Origin of the sequence: Cryobacterium flavum (genome assembly GCF_900103805.1) — a bacterium.
GTDB lineage: Bacteria > Actinomycetota > Actinomycetes > Actinomycetales > Microbacteriaceae > Cryobacterium > Cryobacterium flavum.
In genome coordinates this window covers 253,253-273,268 of record NZ_FNIB01000005.1, presented here as the reverse complement: position 1 = coordinate 273,268, position 20,016 = coordinate 253,253, and the positions used below count along the sequence as shown (strand labels likewise).

Annotated in this window: 20 protein-coding genes and 1 tRNA gene; 9 read left to right on the top strand and 12 right to left on the bottom strand. The window is 66.0% G+C overall.

Features of this window, described 5'->3' with window-relative positions; translation table 11 throughout:
* Nucleotides 1–16: 16 nt before the first annotated feature.
* Together BLS91_RS09325 and BLS91_RS09320 are read right to left on the bottom strand one after the other, a co-directional pair.
* Nucleotides 17–463, bottom strand: coding sequence for a hypothetical protein (locus BLS91_RS09325; protein ID WP_092340439.1), 447 nt, complete (start codon nucleotides 461–463; stop codon nucleotides 17–19).
* Between the two features lie 9 nt (nucleotides 464–472).
* Entirely contained in the window at nucleotides 473–1,984 is a 1,512-nt protein-coding gene (locus tag BLS91_RS09320) for a PspC domain-containing protein (protein WP_159433845.1), read from the bottom strand.
* A 113-nt stretch (nucleotides 1,985–2,097) separates the two neighbouring features.
* Between BLS91_RS09320 and BLS91_RS09315 the strand changes: the two genes are divergently transcribed.
* Nucleotides 2,098–3,465 (top strand): ATP-binding protein, encoded by a 1,368-nt coding sequence (locus tag BLS91_RS09315; protein WP_092340437.1) that lies wholly within the window; start codon nucleotides 2,098–2,100, stop codon nucleotides 3,463–3,465.
* Entirely contained in the window at nucleotides 3,462–4,166 is a 705-nt protein-coding gene (locus BLS91_RS09310; protein WP_092340436.1) for a LuxR C-terminal-related transcriptional regulator, read from the top strand. Before BLS91_RS09315 ends, BLS91_RS09310 begins: the two co-directional genes overlap by 4 nt.
* A 21-nt stretch (nucleotides 4,167–4,187) precedes the next feature.
* Here BLS91_RS09310 and BLS91_RS09305 read toward each other — a convergent pair whose 3' ends face one another.
* The 3 genes from BLS91_RS09305 to BLS91_RS09295 all read right to left on the bottom strand — a co-directional run bounded on the left by BLS91_RS09305 (nucleotide 4,188) and on the right by BLS91_RS09295 (nucleotide 7,266).
* Nucleotides 4,188–5,042 carry an ABC transporter permease gene (locus BLS91_RS09305; protein WP_092340435.1) on the bottom strand — a complete coding sequence of 285 codons (855 nt, stop codon included), beginning with the start codon at nucleotides 5,040–5,042 and terminating at the stop codon, nucleotides 4,188–4,190.
* Nucleotides 5,039–5,983, bottom strand: a complete 945-nt coding sequence (locus BLS91_RS09300) for an ABC transporter ATP-binding protein (protein WP_092340434.1) — start codon at nucleotides 5,981–5,983, stop codon at nucleotides 5,039–5,041. Before BLS91_RS09300 ends, BLS91_RS09305 begins: the two co-directional genes overlap by 4 nt.
* 80 nt (nucleotides 5,984–6,063) lie before the next feature.
* The gene (locus BLS91_RS09295; RefSeq protein WP_092340433.1) at nucleotides 6,064–7,266 is read right to left on the bottom strand and encodes a pyridoxal phosphate-dependent aminotransferase; all 1,203 of its coding nucleotides are present in this window, start codon (nucleotides 7,264–7,266) and stop codon (nucleotides 6,064–6,066) included.
* 175 nt (nucleotides 7,267–7,441) lie between these two features.
* Between BLS91_RS09295 and BLS91_RS09290 the strand changes: the two genes are divergently transcribed.
* From BLS91_RS09290 to rplA, 7 genes are all read left to right on the top strand, one after another.
* The gene (locus tag BLS91_RS09290; protein ID WP_092340432.1) at nucleotides 7,442–8,284 is read left to right on the top strand and encodes a UbiA family prenyltransferase; all 843 of its coding nucleotides are present in this window, start codon (nucleotides 7,442–7,444) and stop codon (nucleotides 8,282–8,284) included.
* Nucleotides 8,281–9,735, top strand: coding sequence for a phytoene desaturase family protein (locus BLS91_RS09285; RefSeq protein WP_092340431.1), 1,455 nt, complete (start codon nucleotides 8,281–8,283; stop codon nucleotides 9,733–9,735). The genes BLS91_RS09290 and BLS91_RS09285 overlap by 4 nt, the downstream gene beginning before the upstream one ends.
* Before the next feature lie 216 nt (nucleotides 9,736–9,951).
* Nucleotides 9,952–10,024 (top strand) — tRNA-Trp (locus BLS91_RS09280).
* A gap of 40 nt (nucleotides 10,025–10,064) precedes the next feature.
* On the top strand, nucleotides 10,065–10,337 hold the full coding sequence (gene secE / locus BLS91_RS09275) for a preprotein translocase subunit SecE (RefSeq protein WP_092340430.1): 273 nt from the start codon (nucleotides 10,065–10,067) through the stop codon (nucleotides 10,335–10,337).
* A 100-nt stretch (nucleotides 10,338–10,437) separates the two neighbouring features.
* Entirely contained in the window at nucleotides 10,438–11,403 is a 966-nt protein-coding gene (gene nusG, locus BLS91_RS09270) for a transcription termination/antitermination protein NusG (protein ID WP_092340429.1), read from the top strand.
* A 122-nt stretch (nucleotides 11,404–11,525) separates the two neighbouring features.
* Nucleotides 11,526–11,957: a 50S ribosomal protein L11 gene (gene rplK, locus BLS91_RS09265; protein WP_092106326.1), complete on the top strand. Its 432-nt coding sequence runs from the start codon at nucleotides 11,526–11,528 to the stop codon at nucleotides 11,955–11,957.
* Nucleotides 11,958–12,063: 106 nt separating this feature from the next.
* Nucleotides 12,064–12,753 (top strand): 50S ribosomal protein L1, encoded by a 690-nt coding sequence (rplA, locus tag BLS91_RS09260; RefSeq protein ID WP_092106323.1) that lies wholly within the window; start codon nucleotides 12,064–12,066, stop codon nucleotides 12,751–12,753.
* Between the two features lie 139 nt (nucleotides 12,754–12,892).
* Here rplA and BLS91_RS20615 read toward each other — a convergent pair whose 3' ends face one another.
* From BLS91_RS20615 to BLS91_RS09230, 7 genes are all read right to left on the bottom strand, one after another.
* Nucleotides 12,893–13,084 (bottom strand): hypothetical protein, encoded by a 192-nt coding sequence (locus BLS91_RS20615; RefSeq protein WP_244288014.1) that lies wholly within the window; start codon nucleotides 13,082–13,084, stop codon nucleotides 12,893–12,895.
* Nucleotides 13,050–14,114, bottom strand: coding sequence for an APC family permease (locus BLS91_RS21045; RefSeq protein ID WP_338061560.1), 1,065 nt, complete (start codon nucleotides 14,112–14,114; stop codon nucleotides 13,050–13,052). Before BLS91_RS21045 ends, BLS91_RS20615 begins: the two co-directional genes overlap by 35 nt.
* A gap of 285 nt (nucleotides 14,115–14,399) precedes the next feature.
* Nucleotides 14,400–15,764 (bottom strand): NAD-dependent succinate-semialdehyde dehydrogenase, encoded by a 1,365-nt coding sequence (locus BLS91_RS09250; protein WP_092340428.1) that lies wholly within the window; start codon nucleotides 15,762–15,764, stop codon nucleotides 14,400–14,402.
* Between the two features lie 83 nt (nucleotides 15,765–15,847).
* Nucleotides 15,848–16,588, bottom strand: coding sequence for a cache domain-containing protein (locus BLS91_RS09245; protein WP_092340427.1), 741 nt, complete (start codon nucleotides 16,586–16,588; stop codon nucleotides 15,848–15,850).
* Nucleotides 16,581–17,339: a FadR/GntR family transcriptional regulator gene (locus tag BLS91_RS09240; protein ID WP_092340426.1), complete on the bottom strand. Its 759-nt coding sequence runs from the start codon at nucleotides 17,337–17,339 to the stop codon at nucleotides 16,581–16,583. The genes BLS91_RS09245 and BLS91_RS09240 overlap by 8 nt, the downstream gene beginning before the upstream one ends.
* Before the next feature lie 9 nt (nucleotides 17,340–17,348).
* Entirely contained in the window at nucleotides 17,349–18,233 is an 885-nt protein-coding gene (locus BLS91_RS09235) for an ATP-binding cassette domain-containing protein (RefSeq protein WP_159433844.1), read from the bottom strand.
* Nucleotides 18,234–18,519: 286 nt separating this feature from the next.
* The gene (locus BLS91_RS09230) at nucleotides 18,520–20,001 is read right to left on the bottom strand and encodes a helix-turn-helix transcriptional regulator (RefSeq protein WP_092340424.1); all 1,482 of its coding nucleotides are present in this window, start codon (nucleotides 19,999–20,001) and stop codon (nucleotides 18,520–18,522) included.
* Between the last annotated feature and the right edge of the window lie 15 nt (nucleotides 20,002–20,016).

Here is a 20,016-nt window from a genome sequence, read left to right as displayed (position 1 = left end):
TCGACAGGCGTGTTGGTCAGTCTGCGCGGCGAGCGGCGGCGGCGATGCCGGCCACGACCAGGCCGAGCCCGACCGCGATCACACCGCCGAGCAGCCAGAGCGTGGGATCCGGCGGTGCCGGAAGCAGCGTGAAGACCACCATGTAGGTGGCGAAGGCCAGGAGCAGGATGCCCCAGAGAATCGTGCCGAAGCGGGGGCGCAGCCGGGGTGTGGCAGTGGCAGCGGTCGGCAGGTCGGTGTTTGGGGCGAAGAAGTCGTTCTCCCGCGGGGCACGGCTCGATTCCGGGTAGGGGATAGTCGGGTTGTCCGACAGGGTCGCGCCGGTCGTCGCGGTACCGGATTCGGCCGAGTAATCGGCGCCGGATTCGCCCCCAACCAGCGGAGTTGCAGAGAAATCTTCGGTGGGGGTGTTGGCCCCGGTGTGATCAGCGTTGGGGCTCGTGGGCGAAAGCGGAGTAGTCATGATGGGGTCCTAGTTGTTGGAGGAATCGAGCGTGACGACGCCAGCGAGGGTCCAGATGCGCACGAGCGGCCCATCACTGCGGCTGTTCGCATTGAACGTGCGCGCATCGACGGCGAACACGCCCGTGTGCTCGCCGTTTTCAGCGGCCACAGCGCGGCCGGAATATTCCACGCCGCCGACCAGGGCGTGCGATTCGACGCGCACCGGGGCATCCGCTGGCAGTTGAATGTCGGTGGCGCCGGCGAGCAGCCAGACGTCGATGACGGCGTCCTCGTCGAGACCGGGGTTGTCGAAATCGCTCAGGTCGAGGGTGGACTGCCCCACGATCATGGCGTAGCTCGTGTCGGGGTTCGCCATGGCCGAATTGGCGCTGAGCACCCAGACGGTGTTGCCGACGGCGGAGAACTGCGTGCCCTGCGGAAACACGCCGAGCACGACTAGGGTCGCCGCCGCCAGAAAGGCGAAACCGCCCATGGCGCCGTCGGTGCGACCGCGAATGCCGGCGATCACGATGCCGAGGGCCAACACTCCGAGTGCAAAGGCGAGGCCGAGAATCACTGCGTCCTGCGACCAGACGCCGCTCGAATTCACCCAGGCAGTCACGGCGCCGATGGCCAAAGCCAGGCCGAGCACAATGGCGCTGTAGCCGGCACCGGGACGGCGGGCGCGCACCCGGGCGCGGTGGGCTTGCTGGCGGGCGCGGTTCTGTTCCTGCCACGCTCGATTCTGTTCCGAGCGGATGCTCCTGGCCGAATCGGCCGCGTACGGATTGGTCGGGGCATAGGGGGTGGCCGTGGCTGTGCTCGTGGCCGCGAAAGCCAGGCTCGGGGCGGCTGTGTCGGTGGCGGTCGTCACTGACATGCTCGTCGGGGCGGAATCCGGCGCCGGGGCCGGAGCATTCGGTTGGGCGTGCACGACCGCGTCGGGGGCGGAATCCGGTCGCGGGTCGTAGACGCTGCCCGGACCGAACGGGCCCGTTGGTCCAGTGGGGCCGGCCGGGGGAGCGAACGGCCCGGAACCGGGCCTCGAATCGGGAGACCTCTTGCTGCGGCGCACCAGATACACGATCAGCCAGACGATACCGGCCGTGATGGCCAGCCCCCACCCGAACGAGAAGATGCCGGAGAGCCAGTCGGGGAGGGCCAAGAAACCGGCCGGGCCGTTCCACCAGAAACCGCGGAACAGGGGCACGACGGTGAACAGGAGCAGCGCTCCGATGGCGATCATGGCCGGTTGGAACCGCCCGCGAATGGCGTCTTCAGCATAGATGCGGCCGGCGCCGCGGGGCATCAGCGCCCAGCCGACGGCGTAGGCGAAGACGACGGGGCCGCCGAGGATGGCGATCACAACGGCAATGCCGCGCACAATCAGGGGGTCGAGCCCGGTGCGGGCGGCAATGCCGCCGCAGACTCCGGCGATCCAGCGGTCGCCGTCACGGTGTAGTCCGCTGCCGCGAATCCAGTCGAAGAAGCGGGTGATTTGGTCAGGGCGAGGTGTTTGCGCCCTCGGTGTGTCGGTCATGATCCGAGTCTGACAGCGCGCTGAGACCGCTGCCATGGGGGATGACCCTGATTGAACCCTGATTGATTCCTGCCGGGTTCCGCCCTGTCGGTGGGGCGTGCTTGGATAAACACGTGAGAACCGAACGGATGACCCGGCCCCGGCTCCGCCTCGTCGGCGGAGTGTGTGCGGGTTTCGCCGAGCACACCGGGGTCCCCCTCTCCACGGTGCGCCTGGTCACGGTGCTGCTCAGCTTCTGCGGAGGCTTCGGCGCCTTGCTCTATGCCTGGCTGTGGGTGACAGTTCCTTCTGGAGCGGCCGCAGTCGACCCGCTGCCCAAGTCGAGCCTCGCCCGGTCGCCGGTCGCGTCCCCCGCTTCCGCTGAGCCGGTTCAAGCCGCTGCGGCACTACCGGGTTCCGACGCCACAAACGGCCGGAGCGGGTTCGCCCGAGCGGATGGCGACTCCGCCCGGGCCGCGCCCGTCACCGAGATTCTGCTCGGCCTGGCCCTGCTGGCTGCCGGTAGCGCCCTCGTAGCGAGCCGCCTTGGCGCCGACATTCCGCTCGCCGTGGTGGTGCCCGCCATTGTCGTACTCGCCGGAACCGCGCTCGCCTGGCGCCAGTTCGCCGACATTCGCAGCGGTGCGGCACAGCAATCCTCGGCGTTGCTCGTGCGCATTCTGGGGGCGCTGGTGTTGGTCGCGGTCGGGATTCTGTTGTTTTTCGTGACCGGCACGAACCCGAACGCGTGGACGGTTATTCTGGCGGCGGCATCCGTTCTGCTCGGCGTTGCGGTGGTGACCGCGCCGTGGCTGCTGCGCCTGTGGAGTGACCTCGCCGACGAGCGTGCCGCGCGCGCCCGTGAAGCGGAACGGGCCGACATCGCCGCGCACCTGCATGATTCGGTGTTGCAGACCCTCGCCCTCATTCAGCAGAAGGCCGGGCCGCACAGCGACGCCGCGCGGCTGGCCCGCGCGCAGGAGCGCGAACTGCGCGAGTGGCTCTTCACCGGGAGTCGCGCCGCGGGCGCCGAACCGGCGACCGATCTGGCCGCCGCGCTGCGTCGCATCGCCGGGGAGATCGAAGCAGACTTTGCGGTGCACTTCGAGGTGGTGACGGTCGGGGCGGGTGTCGGCGTGCGCTCGGCCGCCAGCACCGATTCCAGCAGCATGGATGCCCCGGAATCACTCGTCGCCGCCGCCCGCGAGGCCATGCTCAACGCGGCTCGGCATGCCGGCGGCGCGGTGTCGGTCTACCTCGAGACGGGGGCTCGCGGCATCGAACTGAGCGTCACCGACCGGGGCCCGGGCTTTCGGCTCGACCAGATCCCCGAAGACCGCCTCGGCGTGCGCGAATCCATTCTCGGGCGCATGCGTCGGGCGGGCGGAACCGCCGCCGTGCGGCCAGGGCCCGGCGGCGCCGGCACCGAGATCCTGCTCACCCTGCCGGCGGCGACCGCGCCCGTCACCGATGAACACCACACCGAAACGAGCGTGCGATGACCGACCAGAATCCGATCGACCGGGCGGCCACCGAACCGAGCGCGGCATCCGCTGGCCTGCGGGTTCTCATCGTCGACGACCACTCTATTTTTCGGTCGGGACTGCGCGCCGAACTCGAGGCCGACATCACCGTGCTGGGCGAGGCGGCGACAGTTGACGAGGCGATCGCGCGGGTGATCGACCTGCAGCCGCGGGTCGTGCTGCTCGATGTGCATCTGCCCGGTGGTCACGGTGGGGGCGGCGCCGAGGTCATTCGGGAGGCGGCGCCGCGCGCACCGAACACACTGTTCCTGGCGCTCAGCGTCTCCGACGCCGCCGACGACGTCGTGAGCGTCATTCGGGCCGGCGCCCGAGGCTACATCACCAAGAGCGCCTCCGGGGCTGAAGTCTCCGAGGCGGCACGTCGGGTCTCCGAGGGGGACGCCGTGTTCTCGCCCCGCCTGGCCGGATTCGTGCTCGACGCATTCGGCGCCGTCGCCGGGGAGACGGCCGAGACGACCGAGGAACTCGACCGGCTCTCCGCCCGCGAGACCGAGGTGATGCGCCTCATTGCTCGCGGCTATAGCTACAAGGAGGTCGCCAGTACCCTGTTCATCGCGGCCAAGACCGTCGAAACGCACGTCTCGGCCGTGCTGCGTAAACTTCAGCTGTCGAGTCGGCACGAGCTGACCGCCTGGGCACTCGAGCGCAAGCTGCTTTAGCGCCCGGGCCTCAGGCCAGGCTCACGCGTCGCGTCGAATCCAACGAAACGTCACCCGGCTCAGCACGAGCCCCAGCACCAGCCAGACGCCGAGGGCGCCGGCCACCCAGGGCAAATCCCAGGTGCCGCTCTGCTCGGCAGCAGCGAAGCTTTCCGGAAGAAAGACAGAACGCATGCCCTGCGCCATCCATTTGAGCGGAAAAATGCTAGCCAGGTTCTGCATCCACTCGGGCAGCGTCGTGAACTGCAGGTAGACGCCCGAGATGAACTGCAGCACGAGCACCACGGGAGCCACAACAGCCGTGGCGCTGCGCCCCGACCGAGGCACCGCCGACAGCGCGATGCCGAGAAACGCGCTCGTGATCACGCCGAACACAAACACCCAGGCGAAGGTTGCCCACTTCTCCGGTTCGCTCGGCAGCGCGATATCGAGCACCAGTCCCGCCACGAGAAGCAGGAGGCCGGCCTGAAGAATTGCGGTGACGAACACCTGTCCAATCTTGCCGAGGAAATAGCTCAGCGGGGACAGCGGGGTGCCGCCCAGGCGTTTGAGGGTGCCGTCGCTTTTCTCGCCGGCGATATCGACGGCGAGGTTCTGCACACCGGAGAGAAGCATGCCGGCGGCGAGCATTCCGGGCAGGTAGTAGGCGCCCACGTTGACGCCGCCGGTACCGTCGGGATTGGCACCGATATTTCCGGAGGAGCTGAACGCGGCGGTGAAAATGCCAAGCATGATGAAGGGGAAAAAGAACGTGAACAACAGGGTGTCGGGGGAGCGAAAGTACAGGCGTGTTTCATAGCCTATGCGGGACAGGCCGAGCGCGAGCGTGCTCGGAGCTGTGTGCTGCGGGCGGGTGCCCATCATCGTGGCGCTCATGCTCGCACGTCCTTGTCGGTGAGCCGGCTTGGATCGGGCCGAGCCTCAGGGGCGGACATGGCAGCTTCGTTCCCGGCGGCCGTCGCTTCGTGACCGCGCACGAGGGACAGGTACACGTCTTCGAGGCTTGGTCGGATCACCTCAAGACCTTCGAGTTCGGCGCCCTTGCCGCTGGCGACCAGGTCCGCCACGACCTGCGCCGGGCGGCTCGTGCGCTCCTCGCGCACCAATCCGTTGCCGTCACGCCAGCGCACGACCGGAACGCGAGCATCCGCTCCGCCGATTGTGTCGAGCGGGCCGATGTCGATGAGCCGGCCACCGACGATGATTCCGGCACGGTCGCCGAGTTGCGCGGCCTCGTCGAGGTAGTGGGTCGTCAGCAGGATGGTGGTGCCTTCCGCCTTGAGTCCTCGAATCAGGTTCCAAAACTGATGCCGGGCCTCGGGGTCGAAGCCTGTGGTCGGTTCGTCGAGAAACAGCAGCTCGGGGCGTCCGATAATGCCGAGGGCGACATCCACTCGGCGGCGCTGCCCGCCGGAAAGCTTGCTGATGCGGGTTTTCGCCTTCTCGCGCAGACCCGCCGCGTCGATGACCTCGTCGACGTCGCGGGGATGGGGATAGAACCCGGCGAAGTGGCGCAGCTGCTCGGTCACGGTCGCATTGCCGCTCTCGTTGCTGGTCTGCAGCACAATGCCGATGCGGGCCTTCCAATCCAGGCCGCCGCGGTGCGGATCAACGCCCAGCACTCTCACCTCGCCGCCGGTGCGGTCGCGGTAGCCCTCGAGAATCTCGATGGTCGTGCTCTTGCCGGCACCGTTCGGGCCGAGCAGGGCGAAGGTCTCCCCGGCCTCGATCGAGAAGCTCACGCCGCGCACGGCCTCGACACTGCCATACGATTTCTGCAGGTCGCGCACCTGCACGACCGGGGGTGTGGCTGTCATGGATTCATGATCCCACTTCCGCGCCCCCCGTACCTCCTCCGATGGTTGTCTCCCTCATCCATCAGTCGACGGATGCCGTACTAAGCGAACAGGCGCTGCAGGCGCTGCACACCCTCGAGCAGGGAATCGTCGCCGAGGGCATACGACAGGCGCAGGAATCCGCTAGGACCAAAGGCCTCGCCGGGAACGGCGGCCACCTCGGCCTGGTCGAGAATGAGGTCGGCCAGTTCGAGTGAGGTCGTCGGGGTGACGCCGCCCCACGAACGACCCAGCAGCCCGGTCACATCGGGGTAGACGTAGAAGGCTCCCTGCGGGGTGGGGGTCACGACGCCGGGGATCTTGTTCAACTCGGCGACGATGAGCTTGCGGCGGCGATCGAAGGCCACCCGCATGGCCTCGGCGGCGTCCTGCGGGCCGTTGAGCGCGGCGATTCCGGCGCGCTGCGAGATGTTTGACACGTTCGAGGAAAGGTGCGACTGCAGGTTCGCCGCCGCCTTGATGGCGTCGGCGGGGCCGACCATCCAGCCGAGGCGCCAGCCGGTCATGGCGTAGGTCTTGGCGACACCGTTCACCAGGATCGTGCGGTCGGCCAGCGCTGGAACGGCCTCGACGATGGAGACTGCTCGCACGCCGTCGTAGGTGAGGTTCTGGTAGATCTCGTCGGAGATGACCCAGAGGCCATTGTCTTCGGCCCACTGGCCGATGGCCCGCGTCTGCTCAGGCGAGTAGACCGCCCCGGTGGGGTTCGAGGGTGAGACGAAGAGCAGCACCTTGCTGCGCGGGGTGCGCGCGGCTTCGAGCTGCTCGACCGTCACGAGGTAGCCCTGGTCGCTGCCGGCGAAGACATCGACCTGCACGCCACCGGCCAGCCGGATCGCCTCGGGGTAGGTGGTCCAGTACGGGGTCGGCACGATGACCTCGTCGCCCGGATCGAGCAGGGTGGCGAACGCCTGGTAGACGGCCTGCTTGCCGCCGTTCGTGACGACGACCTGGCTGGGCGAAACCACGAGTCCACTGTCGCGCAGTGTCTTGGCGGCAATCGCATCGCGCAGCTCGGGAAGACCCGCTGCCGGGGTATAGCGGTAGTTCTTCGGATCGCGCACGGCGGCCGAGGCCGCTTCCACGATGTGTTCTGGTGTCTGGAAGTCGGGTTCCCCGGCGGCGAAGCTGATCACCGGACGCCCGGCCGCCTGCAGGGCCTTGGCTTTTCCGTCGACCTTGAGGGTCGCCGACTCCGCGATAGAGCCGATCCGAGTAGAAATTCGCTTGAGTTCATGAGCCACAGCTTGAGCTTAGCCAGTGCACCCGCGAGTGAACCAGCGCTGCACTCGTCGGGCCGGCGCGCGGGCCGGTTTAGAGGGTCTTCGGGGCGCAATTGCGTAGATAGCCAGGCTGCTGATCGCCCGGCGCGAGATCTCAAGCGGCGAGATCTCTCGCCAGGCTAGCTAGAGTGAGAAAATGCTCACCCGCCTGATTCATATCTCCCGTCCGGTGCTCTGGGTGAACACAATCGGCACCACCGTCATCGCCATGTGGCTGATGGGAGACCTGTGGCGCTGGGATGTGTTTCCTCTACTCCTCTGGGTGACCCTGCCCTTCAACCTGCTGATCTACGGTGTGAACGACATCTTCGACCAGGCAACGGATGCCCAGAACACCCGAAAGGGTGGTCTTGAGGGGGCACGCATCCTTGGCTCCGAAGTACGCCCCATCGTTATCGGGGTACTGCTGACCAACGTGCCCTTCGTGGCTTACTTCCTGCTCACGCTGCCGCCAGCCGCGCTTGCCTGGATTACGGCCTATGCCCTCATCTTCGTCTTCTACTCCGCGCCGCCGTTGCGCTTCAAGGCCCGGCGGTACGTGGATTCGCTCAGTAACGCTGCCTATGCCTTCCCGCTGGTGTTCGTGCCGCTTGCGGTCGGTGAGCGGCCGATCTGGTCGGCGGCGATCGGGCTGATGGCCTGGAGTGTCGCCAAACACACCTATGACGCGGTCCAGGATATCGATGAGGATCGCGCGGCGCGTATCCGCACCACTGCGGTCCATCTCGGCGCGCGCGGCGCAACGGTGTGGAGCGCCATCTGGTGGGCCCTGTCCTCCGTAGGTTTCGCCCTTATTAGCTGGCCGGTAGCGCTGGTCAACCTGCTCATCGCCGGCTGGCTCGTGATGTCGTTGGGGCGCGACCCGATACCCGCGACGGCCCGCCGGCTCTATCGGTACTCGATCGTGTTCCCTTACGTCGCCGGTTCCGTCGCCGGCGCCCAGGTCGTGGCCGCCATTCTGTTAGGAACATACCCATGAAGCGATCCGGCACGGCAACGACTCCCCTGCGCATCGTCGTGCTCGGCGCCGGCATCGGCGGGCTGACCGCCGCCGCGCTGCTGGCCCGCGCCGGGCATGCGGTGACCGTGCTGGAGGGATCCGACTGGATCGGGGGCAAGAGCAGGCGCCTCGAGATCGACGGGCAGCGGGTGGATACCGGGCCCGCGCTAGTCACTTTCCCGCCGGTCTGGGAAGAATTACTCGCTCGTTACGACGCCCTCGGCGCCCGCCGGCCCGCTCCCGCCGAGGCTGCGGCGGTCGCCGCGCTGACCCTGAAGAGACTGCCCGAAGTCGGTCGGTATTTCTTTGCGGGGGACAGCGTCACCCTGCCGGTTCCGCACGGGCATCCGTGGCATGCGGCCTGGACCCGGTTCGAACGTGAACACGGTGGGCTGGGCCCCGAAGTCACGAGCATGCTCACAACCGACCCAGCCAGCCCCGCTTCGCTGCCGGCCGTGCGCCGGGTCTTCCGTCTCTACGGCAGACGGCTGACCACACGGGGCTTTCTCGATGGCTTGACCTGGATGCCCGACGGCCTGCGGGAAATCATCGCCATACACACCCTCAACGCGGGTGTCTCGCCCCGACGGACCCTCGCGCTGTATGCGAGCATGCCAGCAATTATGGCCACGGACGGCGTCTGGGTGCCCGAGGGAGGCGTGAACGAGTTGCCGATGGCGCTCTACCGGCTCGCCGTGCACGCCGGCGCGAATCTGCACCTGGGTGAGCCCGTCAAATCAGTCAAACAGGGGAGTGTGACCACCACGTCGGCGACCTACCAAGCTGATGTGATCGTGAGCGGTCTCGACAGCGGCGTTCTCGACGAGCTCCTGGGCGCACCGCGCGCACGGCAGCGGCCACTGTCCTGCTCCGGAGTGGCCATCTACGCGTCCCTGGATACGCCGTTGCCCCGTGGAACGGCTACACACTCGGTGATACTGCCCGACGACCCGGCCGCCCTCCACCGCAGTCTGGACACGGTCGTTGCGCCGGACCAGACCATGGCATTCCTGAACTACTACCGGCCACACGAAATCTATCCCAACGATCGAGCGACGGTGGCCGTTCTCCTCACGGCGCCTGCCGATGGCCGACACTACGATCTCGACACTCCCTGGGTCGCCCACGAGATCGACCGGGTCAGCGCGGCCGTGGGATTGAGCCGGCCCATCACCGAGCTGTTCCGCGATCATGTCGTGCTCGACCCGCACTACTTCGCAGGCTGGGGCTCCGCGGGAGGTGCGCTGTACGGCGCGACCAACCCACTCTGGCAGAGCGGCCCGTTCCACCGGCCGGGCTACACCAGCCTGGCGCGCCCGTGGCTGTGGCGGGTGGGCGCGTCGGTACACCCCGGCGGCGGGATCCCGGCCGTGCTCGGAGGAGCCATGACCGCGATGCAGAAGCTGATCGGGCGACTGGACGGTCGCTGACCAGTCGACGGTCGCAATCCCGTCCGCCGCGATAGTGTGGCAAGCTGGCACTGGAACAGGGATCGCGCTTCTGCGCGAACTCGTCTCAGCTTTACAGTGGCCGGTCCGTGATCTAGACTGGTACAGGTAGTTGAATTCTGCCATGCTTTTTTGCGCCTTTTTCCGAGTGTTCACGCTCGGTCGAAAGTGGCTTCTGCATGGCGGGTTTGCTTCCATAGGGTGGTGGCTCAATTGGTAGAGCAGCGGTCTCCAAAACCGCAGGTTGCAGGTTCGAGTCCTGTCCGCCCTGCACATCGGTAGAAGTCTGCCGACCATGAGAGGTGTAACAGGTGGCCCGAAAAGTTGTCGACGAACCTAGTGAGGAAGTCGTCGCGAACGCACGAATTGCCCGCGAGTCCAATCGCGGTCCTTTCGCTCGGTTGTCCCTGTTCATCAAGCAGGTTTTCGCGGAACTGCGCAAGGTCGTCACGCCGACTCGTAAAGAGCTGCTGAGCTACACCGGCGTCGTGCTGGTCTTCGTGATCATCATGATGGGCATCGTCTCGGCCATGGACTGGGTCTTCGGCCTCGCGGTTCTCTATGTGTTCGGCACGCCGGGCTAATCCGCAGCGAAGGCATCCGCTCCGGCGGAACGCCCACACCACCGGCACGCAACGTGCCCAGACAACTTGCACACGTACAAAAATTAGGGATTGAGATTTAGTGACTGAGACGAAGCACGACGATGTCGACTGGGCCACTGCCGCCGAGCAGTCCTCCGAGGAAGACGAGGCGCAGGAAGGCAACACCCTCGCCGCCGACGAGACTTCCGCAGAGGCGGCCGAGCAGGTCGCTCTGCACGTCATCGACGAGAACGACGACGTGGAGGTCAACCTCGACGCTGCACTCGACGCCCTCGCCGAGTCATCCGATCCCGAAGCCGACGCCATCGTCGACGACGCACTCGACATCGATTCGGCGCAAGAAGCCGACGCGTCCGTCGAAGCCGTCGAAGACGAAGACGAGGTCGTCACCGCCGAAACTGCAGGCGAGACCGAGCCTTCCGATGAAGAGGTCGACCCGTACGACGCGTTCCGCAAGGAACTGCGTTTTCTGCCAGGCAAGTGGTACGTCATTCACTCCTACGCCGGTTTCGAGCGTCGGGTGAAGTCGAACATTGAGAACCGCAAGCAGTCCATGGCGATGGAAGACTTCATCTACCAGTGCGAAGTTCCGATGGAAGATGTCGTCGAGATCAAAAACGGCCAGCGCAAGATGGTCACCCGCGTGCGCATCCCCGGATACGTGCTCGTTCGTATGGACCTCGACGAGGACAGCTGGTCGGTTGTTCGCCACACCCCGGGCGTCACCGGCTTCGTTGGCAACGCCCACAACCCCACCCCGCTGCGTTTCGAAGAAGCCTTCGGCATGCTCAAGGGACTCGTCGAGATCGTCGAAGCCCCGACCAAGGCTGGCGGTGCCCCCGGAAAGTCGGCGCAGCGCGTCATCGCTGCCGAGGTCGACTACGAGATCGGCGAGACCATCACGATCAAGGAAGGCTCGTTCGCGGGCCTGCCCGGTTCGATCAGCGAGATCAAGCCGGAGAGCGGCAAGCTCATCGTGCTCGTCTCGCTCTTCGAGCGTGAGACTCCGGTTGAGCTCAGCTTCGATCAGGTCACCAAGCTCTAACCAGCACAGCGGATGCCCGACCAAGGCAATCCACGCTGGTTCCCCCAAACCACCGGGGCCCATCCGGGCCACCGGGAGAGCAGCCCCCGGGCTGCTCGCACATCAATACGAAGGACAACACAATGGCACCGAAGAAGAAGGTTACAGGTCTGATCAAACTTCAGATCAAGGCCGGCGCAGCCAACCCCGCACCGCCCATCGGGCCGGCACTGGGTCAGCACGGCGTTAACATCATGGAATTCTGCAAGGCCTACAACGCAGCGACCGAAGCCCAGCGCGGCAACGTCATCCCCGTTGAGATCACCGTCTACGACGACCGTTCGTTCACGTTCATCCTGAAGACCCCGCCCGCAGCGGAGCTCATCAAGAAGGCCGCCGGCGTCGCCAAGGGCAGCGGAACCCCGCACACCGTCAAGGTCGCCAACCTCACCCAGGCTCAGGTCCGCGAGATCGCCGAAGCGAAGATGGTTGACCTCAACGCCAACGACATCGACGCCGCCGCGAAGATCATCGCCGGAACCGCCCGCTCTATGGGCATCACGGTCAGCGCCTAAGCACCCCCCGCATCGGCGCCCCACGGCGCCGGAAGCACCCTCAGCATTTAGTGGAAGAGCCTGCCAGGTTCGCACCACACTCTGAAGTACATACAGGAGATTCAACATGGCAACCAAGTCAAAGGCGTACCGCGCCTCCGCCGCCAAAATCGGCGAAGACAACGTCTTCACCCCGGCCGAGGCCGTAGCCCTCGCCAAGGAGACCGGCTCCGCGAAGTTCAACTCCACGGTTGAGGTCGCTCTCCGCCTCGGAGTCGACCCCCGCAAGGCCGACCAGATGGTTCGTGGAACCGTCATCCTCCCGCACGGCACCGGCCGCACCGCCCGCGTCATCGTCTTCGCAACCGGCCCCGCCGCCGAAGCCGCTATCGCAGCCGGCGCCGACGAGGTCGGTGGCGACGAGCTCATCGAGAAGGTAGCCGCTGGTTACACCTCCTTCGACTCCGCCGTCTCGACCCCCGAGCTCATGGGTAAGGTCGGCCGTCTCGGTAAGGTGCTCGGCCCGCGTGGCCTCATGCCCAACCCGAAGACCGGAACCGTGACGCCCGACGTCGCCAAGGCCGTGTCCGACATCAAGGGCGGAAAGATCGAATTCCGCGTCGACAAGCACTCTAACGTGCACTTCGTCGTCGGCAAGGCGTCCTTCTCGGCCGATCAGCTGAACGAGAACATCTCCGCTGCGCTCGAGGAGATCAACCGCCTCAAGCCGAGCTCGTCCAAGGGCCGCTACATCACGAAGGGTGTCGTCTCGACTACGTTCGGTCCTGGCATCCAGCTCGACGTCAACAGCATCTAAGCAACAGCTTCACCAAGCAAGGCCCGTCCTCGGACGGGCCCTGCTTGCATTAAGCGGATGCCCGCGCCTGCGCCGAGTCCCTGTGGATGGGTGCATCGGGCGCACGCATCCGCTGGGTGATCACCAGCTCGGGCGGGGTCTAGTGGTCGGGGTGCGCCCGCAGGAGCGTTGCGACTTCAATGGCGTCTCCCTCTGGTGCCAGCGATTTGCGGTCGGGCCGAGCCACCAGCAGGTAGATGAGGCCGCTCCCCATGACGACAAACAGACCGATGAGCACGATGTAGTCGCTGAAGAACTCACCGCTTGCGCCCGGCACCGCGAGCAGCACCATGGCAAAGATGCCGTAGGCGAGGGCGAGCACGTTGACCACGAAACCGGCCCGGCCCAGGCTGAACGGACCGGCCGGCTTCCAGCCCTTGATGCGCTGGCGCAACGCAGCGAGCACCACGGATTGGAATGCCACGTAGATGCCGATGACGGCGAACGAGGTGAACTGGGTCAGGACCTGGTCGCTGCCAACGTAGATGATCAGGCACAGCACCACCGGAATCGAGCACGCCACAATCAACGCATTGGTCGGCACCGCGGTGCGCGGCGACACTTTGGCCAGCCATTTCGCCGCACGCCTCAAAACCGTAGAAGAGGAATAGTCCGGTCAGTGCCGCGCCGAGAAATACCGTGGCGTAACTGCCGTTGCCCTGCACGCCCATGGAGTCGAAGAACACGCTGAATTCCTGGTGGCGCTGAAAGATGAGCAGATACAGCCCCACGGCGACGACGCCGATGAGTTCAGCAGCGAGCCCGATCCGGGCCACGCGGGCCAGTGTCTTCGTGCCGGAAAAGTTCAGGCCGAATGCCGCGACCAGGAAAGCGATCGAGAGGCCGAGGGTGACTTCCTTGGTCGCCGGGGCATTGATCAGGCTGGCCAGAAACCCGGTGCCGAATTCGGCGACGGCCGTGATGGTCACGAGCATCGCCCAGATGTAGACCCAGGCCGCCATCCAGGCGTAGCGCTTGCCCCAGAGGCGTCGCGTCCAGGGGTAGATACCGCCCGCGATCGGATACTTCGAGACGACCTCGCCGAACACCAGCGCCACGAGCAGCTGCCCGGTGCCCACGATGAAGAGCCAGAACAGCGAAGGCGGGCCACCCGTGCTCATGGCCAGCGCGAACAGCGAGTAGACACCCACGAGCGGTGACAGGTAGGTGAATCCGAGCGCGAAATTCGCCCACAACGACATGGACCGGTGGAACGAATCGTCGTACCCGAGCACCTTCAGGTGGTCGACGTCGCCGATGCCCTTCTTGAGGAAGCCTCGACGGACATGATGCCCTTTCAATCCAGCCGAAACGCCCCCCACCCGGCGGTACACGTCAATGTGTGAGCCTTAACATAACGGATGCCTGCCCCCAAAGCTATAGAACCGGATGATTGATTTTCGGCAGGCAGGCAGGCAGGCAGGCAGGCAGGCAGGCAGGCAGGCAGGCGGGCGTGCGTCGCGGCGGCAGCCGGTTACTTGCTCCTCAGCTCAAACCTTGAACTCGTCACCCCGCAAACAACCCGCCGCCGCTTGTCCCGGTCGGGTTCGGTTCGACCCGACGATGCGTGCATCCGCGGAGCGGCAGGGGCTGGGGCTGGGGCTGGGTCAGCCGATGCGGATCATCTTCTTGTTGACGAACTCGTCAGCGCCGAAACGGCCCAGTTCGCGCCCCGAGCCGCTCCTCTTGACGCCACCGAAGGGCAGCTCGGCACCGTCGGCACCGACCAAATTGATGAACACCATGCCAGCCTCAATGCCGTCGGCCACGCGCAGTGCCTGCTCCGGGTCGGTGGTGAAGACGTAGGACCCCAGGCCGAACGGGGTGTTGTTGGCCAGTGCGACTGCGGCGGCCTCGTCGGGAACGCTGAAGATCTGTGCGACCGGGCCGAAGAACTCTTCGTGGAAGGCATCGGAGCCGGGCGATACGTCGGTGAGCACGGTTCCGGCGTAGAAGTTGCCCTCAGAGGTTCCGCCCGTGACGAGGGTGGCACCCTGAGCCACAGCGCGCGCAACCTGCTCGGTGAGAGTTTCGGTGGCCTTTTTCGAGGAAAGTGGCCCGAGTCCGGTGCCGTCCTTGGTCGGGTCGCCCAGCTCGACGGCATTGATTGCCGCCGTGAACTTATCCAAGAAAGGCTGGTACAGCTCCTCGATGACGATGAAGCGCTTGGCCGCGTTGCAGGCCTGGCCGTTGTTGTCGAGGCGAGCAGCCACGGCGGCGCCGACGGTCTCATCGAGGTCGTCGGTGGATAGCAGGATGAACGGGTCTGAGCCGCCGAGCTCGAGCACGACCTTCTTCAAGTTGCGTCCGGCGATCTCCGCAATCGCCGCTCCGGCGCGCTCCGAGCCGGTGAGCGAGACACCCTGCACGCGCTTGTCGGCGATGACCGTGGATATCTGATCATGGGAAGCGTAGAGGTTCGTGTAGGCCCCCACCGGAAAACCGGCGTCGAGCATGATCTGCGCGATCGCGGCGGACGATTCGGGGCACTGCTCGGCGTGCTTGAGCAGGATGGTGTTGCCGATGATTAGGTTTGGTCCGGCAAAACGGGCAACCTGGTAGTACGGGAAGTTCCACGGCATGATGCCGAGAAGCACGCCAAGCGAGCTGCGGCGGATGAGCGCGGAGCCCTCGCCGGCGAGCAGGCTTATGGTTTCGTCCTTCAGAAGCTCCACCGCGTTGTCGGCGTAGTAGGCGTAGATGTCGGCGCTGAAGTCGACCTCACCGAGGGCCTGCTCCACGGGCTTACCCATTTCGCGCACGATGATGTCGGCAAGCTCCTGGCGGCGTTCGACGTGCAGTTCGGCCACGCGGCGCACGAGGGCCGCGCGCTCTTCAACGCTGATGGAGCGCGACCAGGTGTGGGCGTCGTCTGCCGTGGTGATGGCGGCGGTGAGGTCGGCATCCGAGATTGTGTTGTAGGTCTTGACTGTCTCCCCGGTGGCCGGGTTGATGACTGCGTAGCTGGTCATAGGCTTTATCCTTCACTGGTCGGGCACCTCAAAAACCGGCGCCGATACAAACTCTGGTTTGTCAAAGATATAGCAACGGATGATTAAAAACGAGGCAGCCGGTCCGGACCAACGAGAACTCGAAACGGCAGGCCGGAGCAGGCCACAGAGTCACCGGAATGCGAGGCGAGCTGACCGACCTGTACGGTCGGGTCCGTGGAGATCACCACCCGGTCAACAGCGTTGACGAGGGCGAGTGGCCGGTCGGCCGCGAGAAACAGCGGAAGCACAATGCTCTCGAGACGGCGCACGGAGATGTCCGCTCCGACCACGCCGAGCATCGGGGTGCCTTCGCCGATGCGCACCGGCATGGTCAGGGTGAAAATGTACTCGCAGGTGCAGAGGCGGTCGACGTAGGGCCCGGTGACGTGGGTCTGGTTGGTGGACTGCGGCACCTGGTACCACTCCAGCGTGCGAAAATCGCGCACGTAGTCGGTGTATGCGCGGGCGGCGAAGTCGAGACGGGTGGCCGCGCTGCTGCTGCCGAGCAGCGGGTTGCCGGCCTGCGGGCCCAGCCACCAGGCAAAGTGGATGTCCCGGCCGTGCACGTAGCCGGGCGCGGCAATGAATCCGGCGCCGACGAAGAGCGGGCTGGCACCGGTGAGGGCCGGAATCACGAGCCCCTCCACGTGGGCATCGAGGTCTGTCGGCCGCACCGAGGTTTCGCCGCCAGCGAGTTCGTTTCGCCAGCCATCTAGCTCGGCGAAGGCGTCCGCGAACGAGGCAGTCACCGCGGCGGCGCAATCGGAGATCGTCACTTCCGGCAGCTGAGAAATCTCAGGCATCCCAGGCTCCGCCTCGTTCGACTCTGGCTTTCGCGTTCAACAGCCATTCGGCCAGGCTCCGCACCTGCTCGGTCGCGAACTGCCGGGCGGCGGCTGCGTCGTTGGCGCGCACGGCGCCGGCAATGGCCTGGTTGCTCGCAAGCAGCGACCGGCGGGCGCGGGCATCCGTCATGCCTAGAAGCAGCAGAGGGCCGAACTCGGCCTGCAGCCGGATCAGCTCCCGCACCAGTCGGGCGGACTGGCTGAGCACGGCCAACTCCAGGTAGAACCCGCCGGCGTTGGTGCGGGCCCCGGCGACCGTTGCGAAGTCAGCGCCGCGCAGCCACAGATCGAGGCGGTCGGAGTCGGGTTCTGAGGCGCGCAGCGCAGCCCGTTGGGCGCACCCCTCGACAATCGTCGCGAAATGGACGGCCATGTCAGAGAGGTCGACCTGCGCCAGACCGTGGAGCCGGGCCTGCACGAGCGTGCTGTGCGGGGCATCCGCTTTCATCACGAAACTGCCGCCGCCGCGACCGCGCCGAGTCTCGACCAGGCCGGCATCGCGCAGCACCGCAAGGCCCTCACGCACCGTGATCAGGGCCACGCCGAAGCGGCGCGCCAGATCCGATTCGCTCGGCAGGCGTTCATCGGGGGCAAGAACGCCGAGAATGATGGCGTCGGTGAGGCGAATGGTAACCTGCTCGGTGCGGCCGGCGTCGACGAGCTGAGCGAAAATTGCTTCGCGTGCGCCTGGCCGGTTGTGTGCCTCCATGCGCCTAATCTACAAGCCCCGGCTCCCCAGCGACTCATTTTCGGCCGCGCAGATTAGCTCGCGGGTGTACGGATGCTTAGGGGAACCCAACAGGTCGGCGACCGACGCGTATTCGACGATCGCACCGGTGCGAACCACAGCAACACGATTGCAGATCAGTGCCGCGACGCGTACCGAGCGCGTCACGAAGATCATGGTCAGTTTGCGTTCGCGCTGCAATCTGCTCAGCAGCTCAAGAATGTCGGAACTGTCCGACGCGTTCAGGGTGTCGGTCGGGTCGTCGGCCACGAGCAGATTCGGGCTGCCGGCCAACGCATTGGCGATATGCACGCGCTGCGCCAAGGTCGCCGACACGTCGCGCGGGTACGCGGTGAAGGTGTGTTCCGGATTCTCCACGCCGGCCTGGCCCAGCAGATCCAGTGACCGTTCGTAGGCGGCCGGTTTCGACAGGCCGCCGCCGGAACGCAGCGGTGTGGCCAGCTGGGTTCCCACGGTCAGGTTCGGGTCGAGGCCGTCGAGTGGGCTCCGCGGCAGGTAGGCCACCTGGTCGTCGTGCAGCCGGGAGAACGATCGTGGCGGCAGCCCGACCAGTTCGACACCGTTGAACAGAATCGACCCGGATCGGATGGTCGCCGGCGCCGGAAGTACGCCAGCGATGCACTGGGCGACCTCGAGAGCACCGGAAGACGCATCGCCGACCAGCCCGACGACCTCGCCGCAGGTGATGGAGAGCGAGATGCCCTGCACCACACGCGGTGCGTCGGAGTGCGCCGCCGCCGCGACCTGAAGCCCGCGCACATCGAGCAGTGCCGCGGAGCGAAACCAGTGTGACGGCATGGGCGCGGTCGTTTCAGCCGGCGACGGAGTAACGACCTGATCGTGCAGCTCGTTCATGGGCGGTGCCGCCGAGGGAAGTCCCGCCCGCACGGCACGATTGAGACGACGTATCACACTGCGAGCGTCACACATCGTCGGCTCGCATTTCAGTAGGTCGAGACGAGCGGCGACGCGTGGGACAAGCCCAACCGATAATCTCTGGTGCGTGGTACCGCAAAAAGCCACTTGCTCCAGCATTTTCACGTCATAACAATGTTAGCTAAAAGTATTGCCTACAACGTTCCGGTTTGTTTGTTTCAGAGCGGATGCGCATCCATCCCTCCCCCGCGCCCGCCCCTCAGCGCTAGCGCGGCGAGTGGGCTTCGAGAAACTCGTACACCTCGGTCTGGTCGACGCCGGGAAAGGTTCCGGTGGGCAGGGCGGCGAGCAGGCTCGTCGGGGTTCGTGCGGCAGGCCAGGACTGCCCGGCCCAGCGCCCGGCGAGGTTGTCGGGAGCCCGGCGGCAGCAGGACTCATCGGGGCACTTGGAGACGGCGCGGTTTGCCGTCTCGCGGCCGCGGAACCACTTCACGTGTGCGAACGGCACCCCAACGCTCACCGAGTACTCGCCTTCCTTGGCCTTTTCAATGCGGGAGGTGCACCAGAAGCTGCCGGCCGGCATGTCCGTGTACTGGTACCAGGCGCTGAAGCGGTCTTCGACGTCGAACACGGTGCGGGCAGTCCAGCTGCGGCAGACCGTGGTGCCCTCGACCGCACCGAGGGCGTCGCTCGGAAAGCGAACATTGTCATTTTCGTAGGCTTTGATAATCGTGCCGGACTCGTGCACCTTCATGAAGTGCACCGGAATGTCCAGGCGGGCGGTAGCGAGGTTGGTGAATCGGTGCGCGGCCGTCTCATAGGAGACCGCGAAGGCGTCCCGCAGATCTTCCATCGAGATGCGCCGCAGGGTCTTCGCCTCGGTCAGCATGCGCACTGCATCTCGCTCCGGCAGCAGGATCGCCGCGGTGAGATAGTTGGTTTCCACCCGCTGGCGCAGAAATTCGGCATAATTTTTCGGCTCTTCGTGCGCGCACAGATGGCTCGCGAAGGCCTGCACGATCGGCGAGCGGGAATCCCGCGAGGCCGAACGCTCGGTCGGCAGATAGATACGTCCGTTGCGCTTGTCGGTGACCGACCGGGTGGAGTGCGGCAGGTCATTCACATAGTGCAGCGAAAACCCCAGGTGGGTGGCCATGTCGGCGACGAGCTGCTGAGACACCGGGCCACCGGAGTGCCCGACCGCGGTGAGCAACTCGAGGGCCTGTGCTTCGAGTTCGGGAAAGTAGTTGTCCTGCTGGCGCATGATCTGGCGCAGCGCGGAGTTGGCCCGACGGGCTTCCTCCGGAGTCGCTGCTCGCTCCCGGTTGAGCCGGTCGATTTCATTGTGCAGGCTGAGGATGGTCTGCAGGGTGTCGTCGCTCTGGCCTTTGCTCACCCGGATGCGGGGGAGTCCGAGGGCCTGGAACACCGGCCCGCGCTGGGCACGTTCCACCGAGATTTCCAGGGCGGCACGCTCCGAGGGGGCATCCGTTCGCATCAGCTCTTCGACAGTAGTGCCGAGCGCCAGGGCGATCGTGCGCAGCATGGAGAGGCGTGGCTCGCGTTTGCCGTTCTCCATCATCGACACCTGGGAGGGCGCGCGGTCGATCGCGGCGGCGAGGGCATCGAGCGTCATGCGGCGGTTGGTGCGCAGTTCCCGGATACGGCGGCCGAGGGTGAGCGCGTCAAGCTCCGGCTCATCGAGGCTGAGCGAGGACAGCGCGGCGAGGGCTTCTGCGGGGACCATGGCCTTAGTGTCGCA

Coding starts and splice junctions, on each gene's coding strand:
- BLS91_RS09325 (WP_092340439.1), bottom strand. CDS start 463: ATGACTACTCCGCTTTCGCCCACGAGCCCCAACGCTGATCACACCGGG.
- BLS91_RS09320 (WP_159433845.1), bottom strand. CDS start 1,984: ATGACCGACACACCGAGGGCGCAAACACCTCGCCCTGACCAAATCACC.
- BLS91_RS09310 (WP_092340436.1), top strand. CDS start 3,462: ATGACCGACCAGAATCCGATCGACCGGGCGGCCACCGAACCGAGCGCG.
- BLS91_RS09305 (WP_092340435.1), bottom strand. CDS start 5,042: ATGAGCGCCACGATGATGGGCACCCGCCCGCAGCACACAGCTCCGAGC.
- BLS91_RS09300 (WP_092340434.1), bottom strand. CDS start 5,983: ATGACAGCCACACCCCCGGTCGTGCAGGTGCGCGACCTGCAGAAATCG.
- BLS91_RS09290 (WP_092340432.1), top strand. CDS start 7,442: ATGCTCACCCGCCTGATTCATATCTCCCGTCCGGTGCTCTGGGTGAAC.
- BLS91_RS09285 (WP_092340431.1), top strand. CDS start 8,281: ATGAAGCGATCCGGCACGGCAACGACTCCCCTGCGCATCGTCGTGCTC.
- rplK (WP_092106326.1), top strand. CDS start 11,526: ATGGCACCGAAGAAGAAGGTTACAGGTCTGATCAAACTTCAGATCAAG.
- rplA (WP_092106323.1), top strand. CDS start 12,064: ATGGCAACCAAGTCAAAGGCGTACCGCGCCTCCGCCGCCAAAATCGGC.
- BLS91_RS20615 (WP_244288014.1), bottom strand. CDS start 13,084: ATGGTGCTGCTCGCGGTGCCGGGCGCAAGCGGTGAGTTCTTCAGCGAC.
- BLS91_RS09250 (WP_092340428.1), bottom strand. CDS start 15,764: ATGACCAGCTACGCAGTCATCAACCCGGCCACCGGGGAGACAGTCAAG.
- BLS91_RS09245 (WP_092340427.1), bottom strand. CDS start 16,588: ATGCCTGAGATTTCTCAGCTGCCGGAAGTGACGATCTCCGATTGCGCC.
- BLS91_RS09240 (WP_092340426.1), bottom strand. CDS start 17,339: ATGGAGGCACACAACCGGCCAGGCGCACGCGAAGCAATTTTCGCTCAG.
- BLS91_RS09235 (WP_159433844.1), bottom strand. CDS start 18,233: ATGAACGAGCTGCACGATCAGGTCGTTACTCCGTCGCCGGCTGAAACG.
- BLS91_RS09230 (WP_092340424.1), bottom strand. CDS start 20,001: ATGGTCCCCGCAGAAGCCCTCGCCGCGCTGTCCTCGCTCAGCCTCGAT.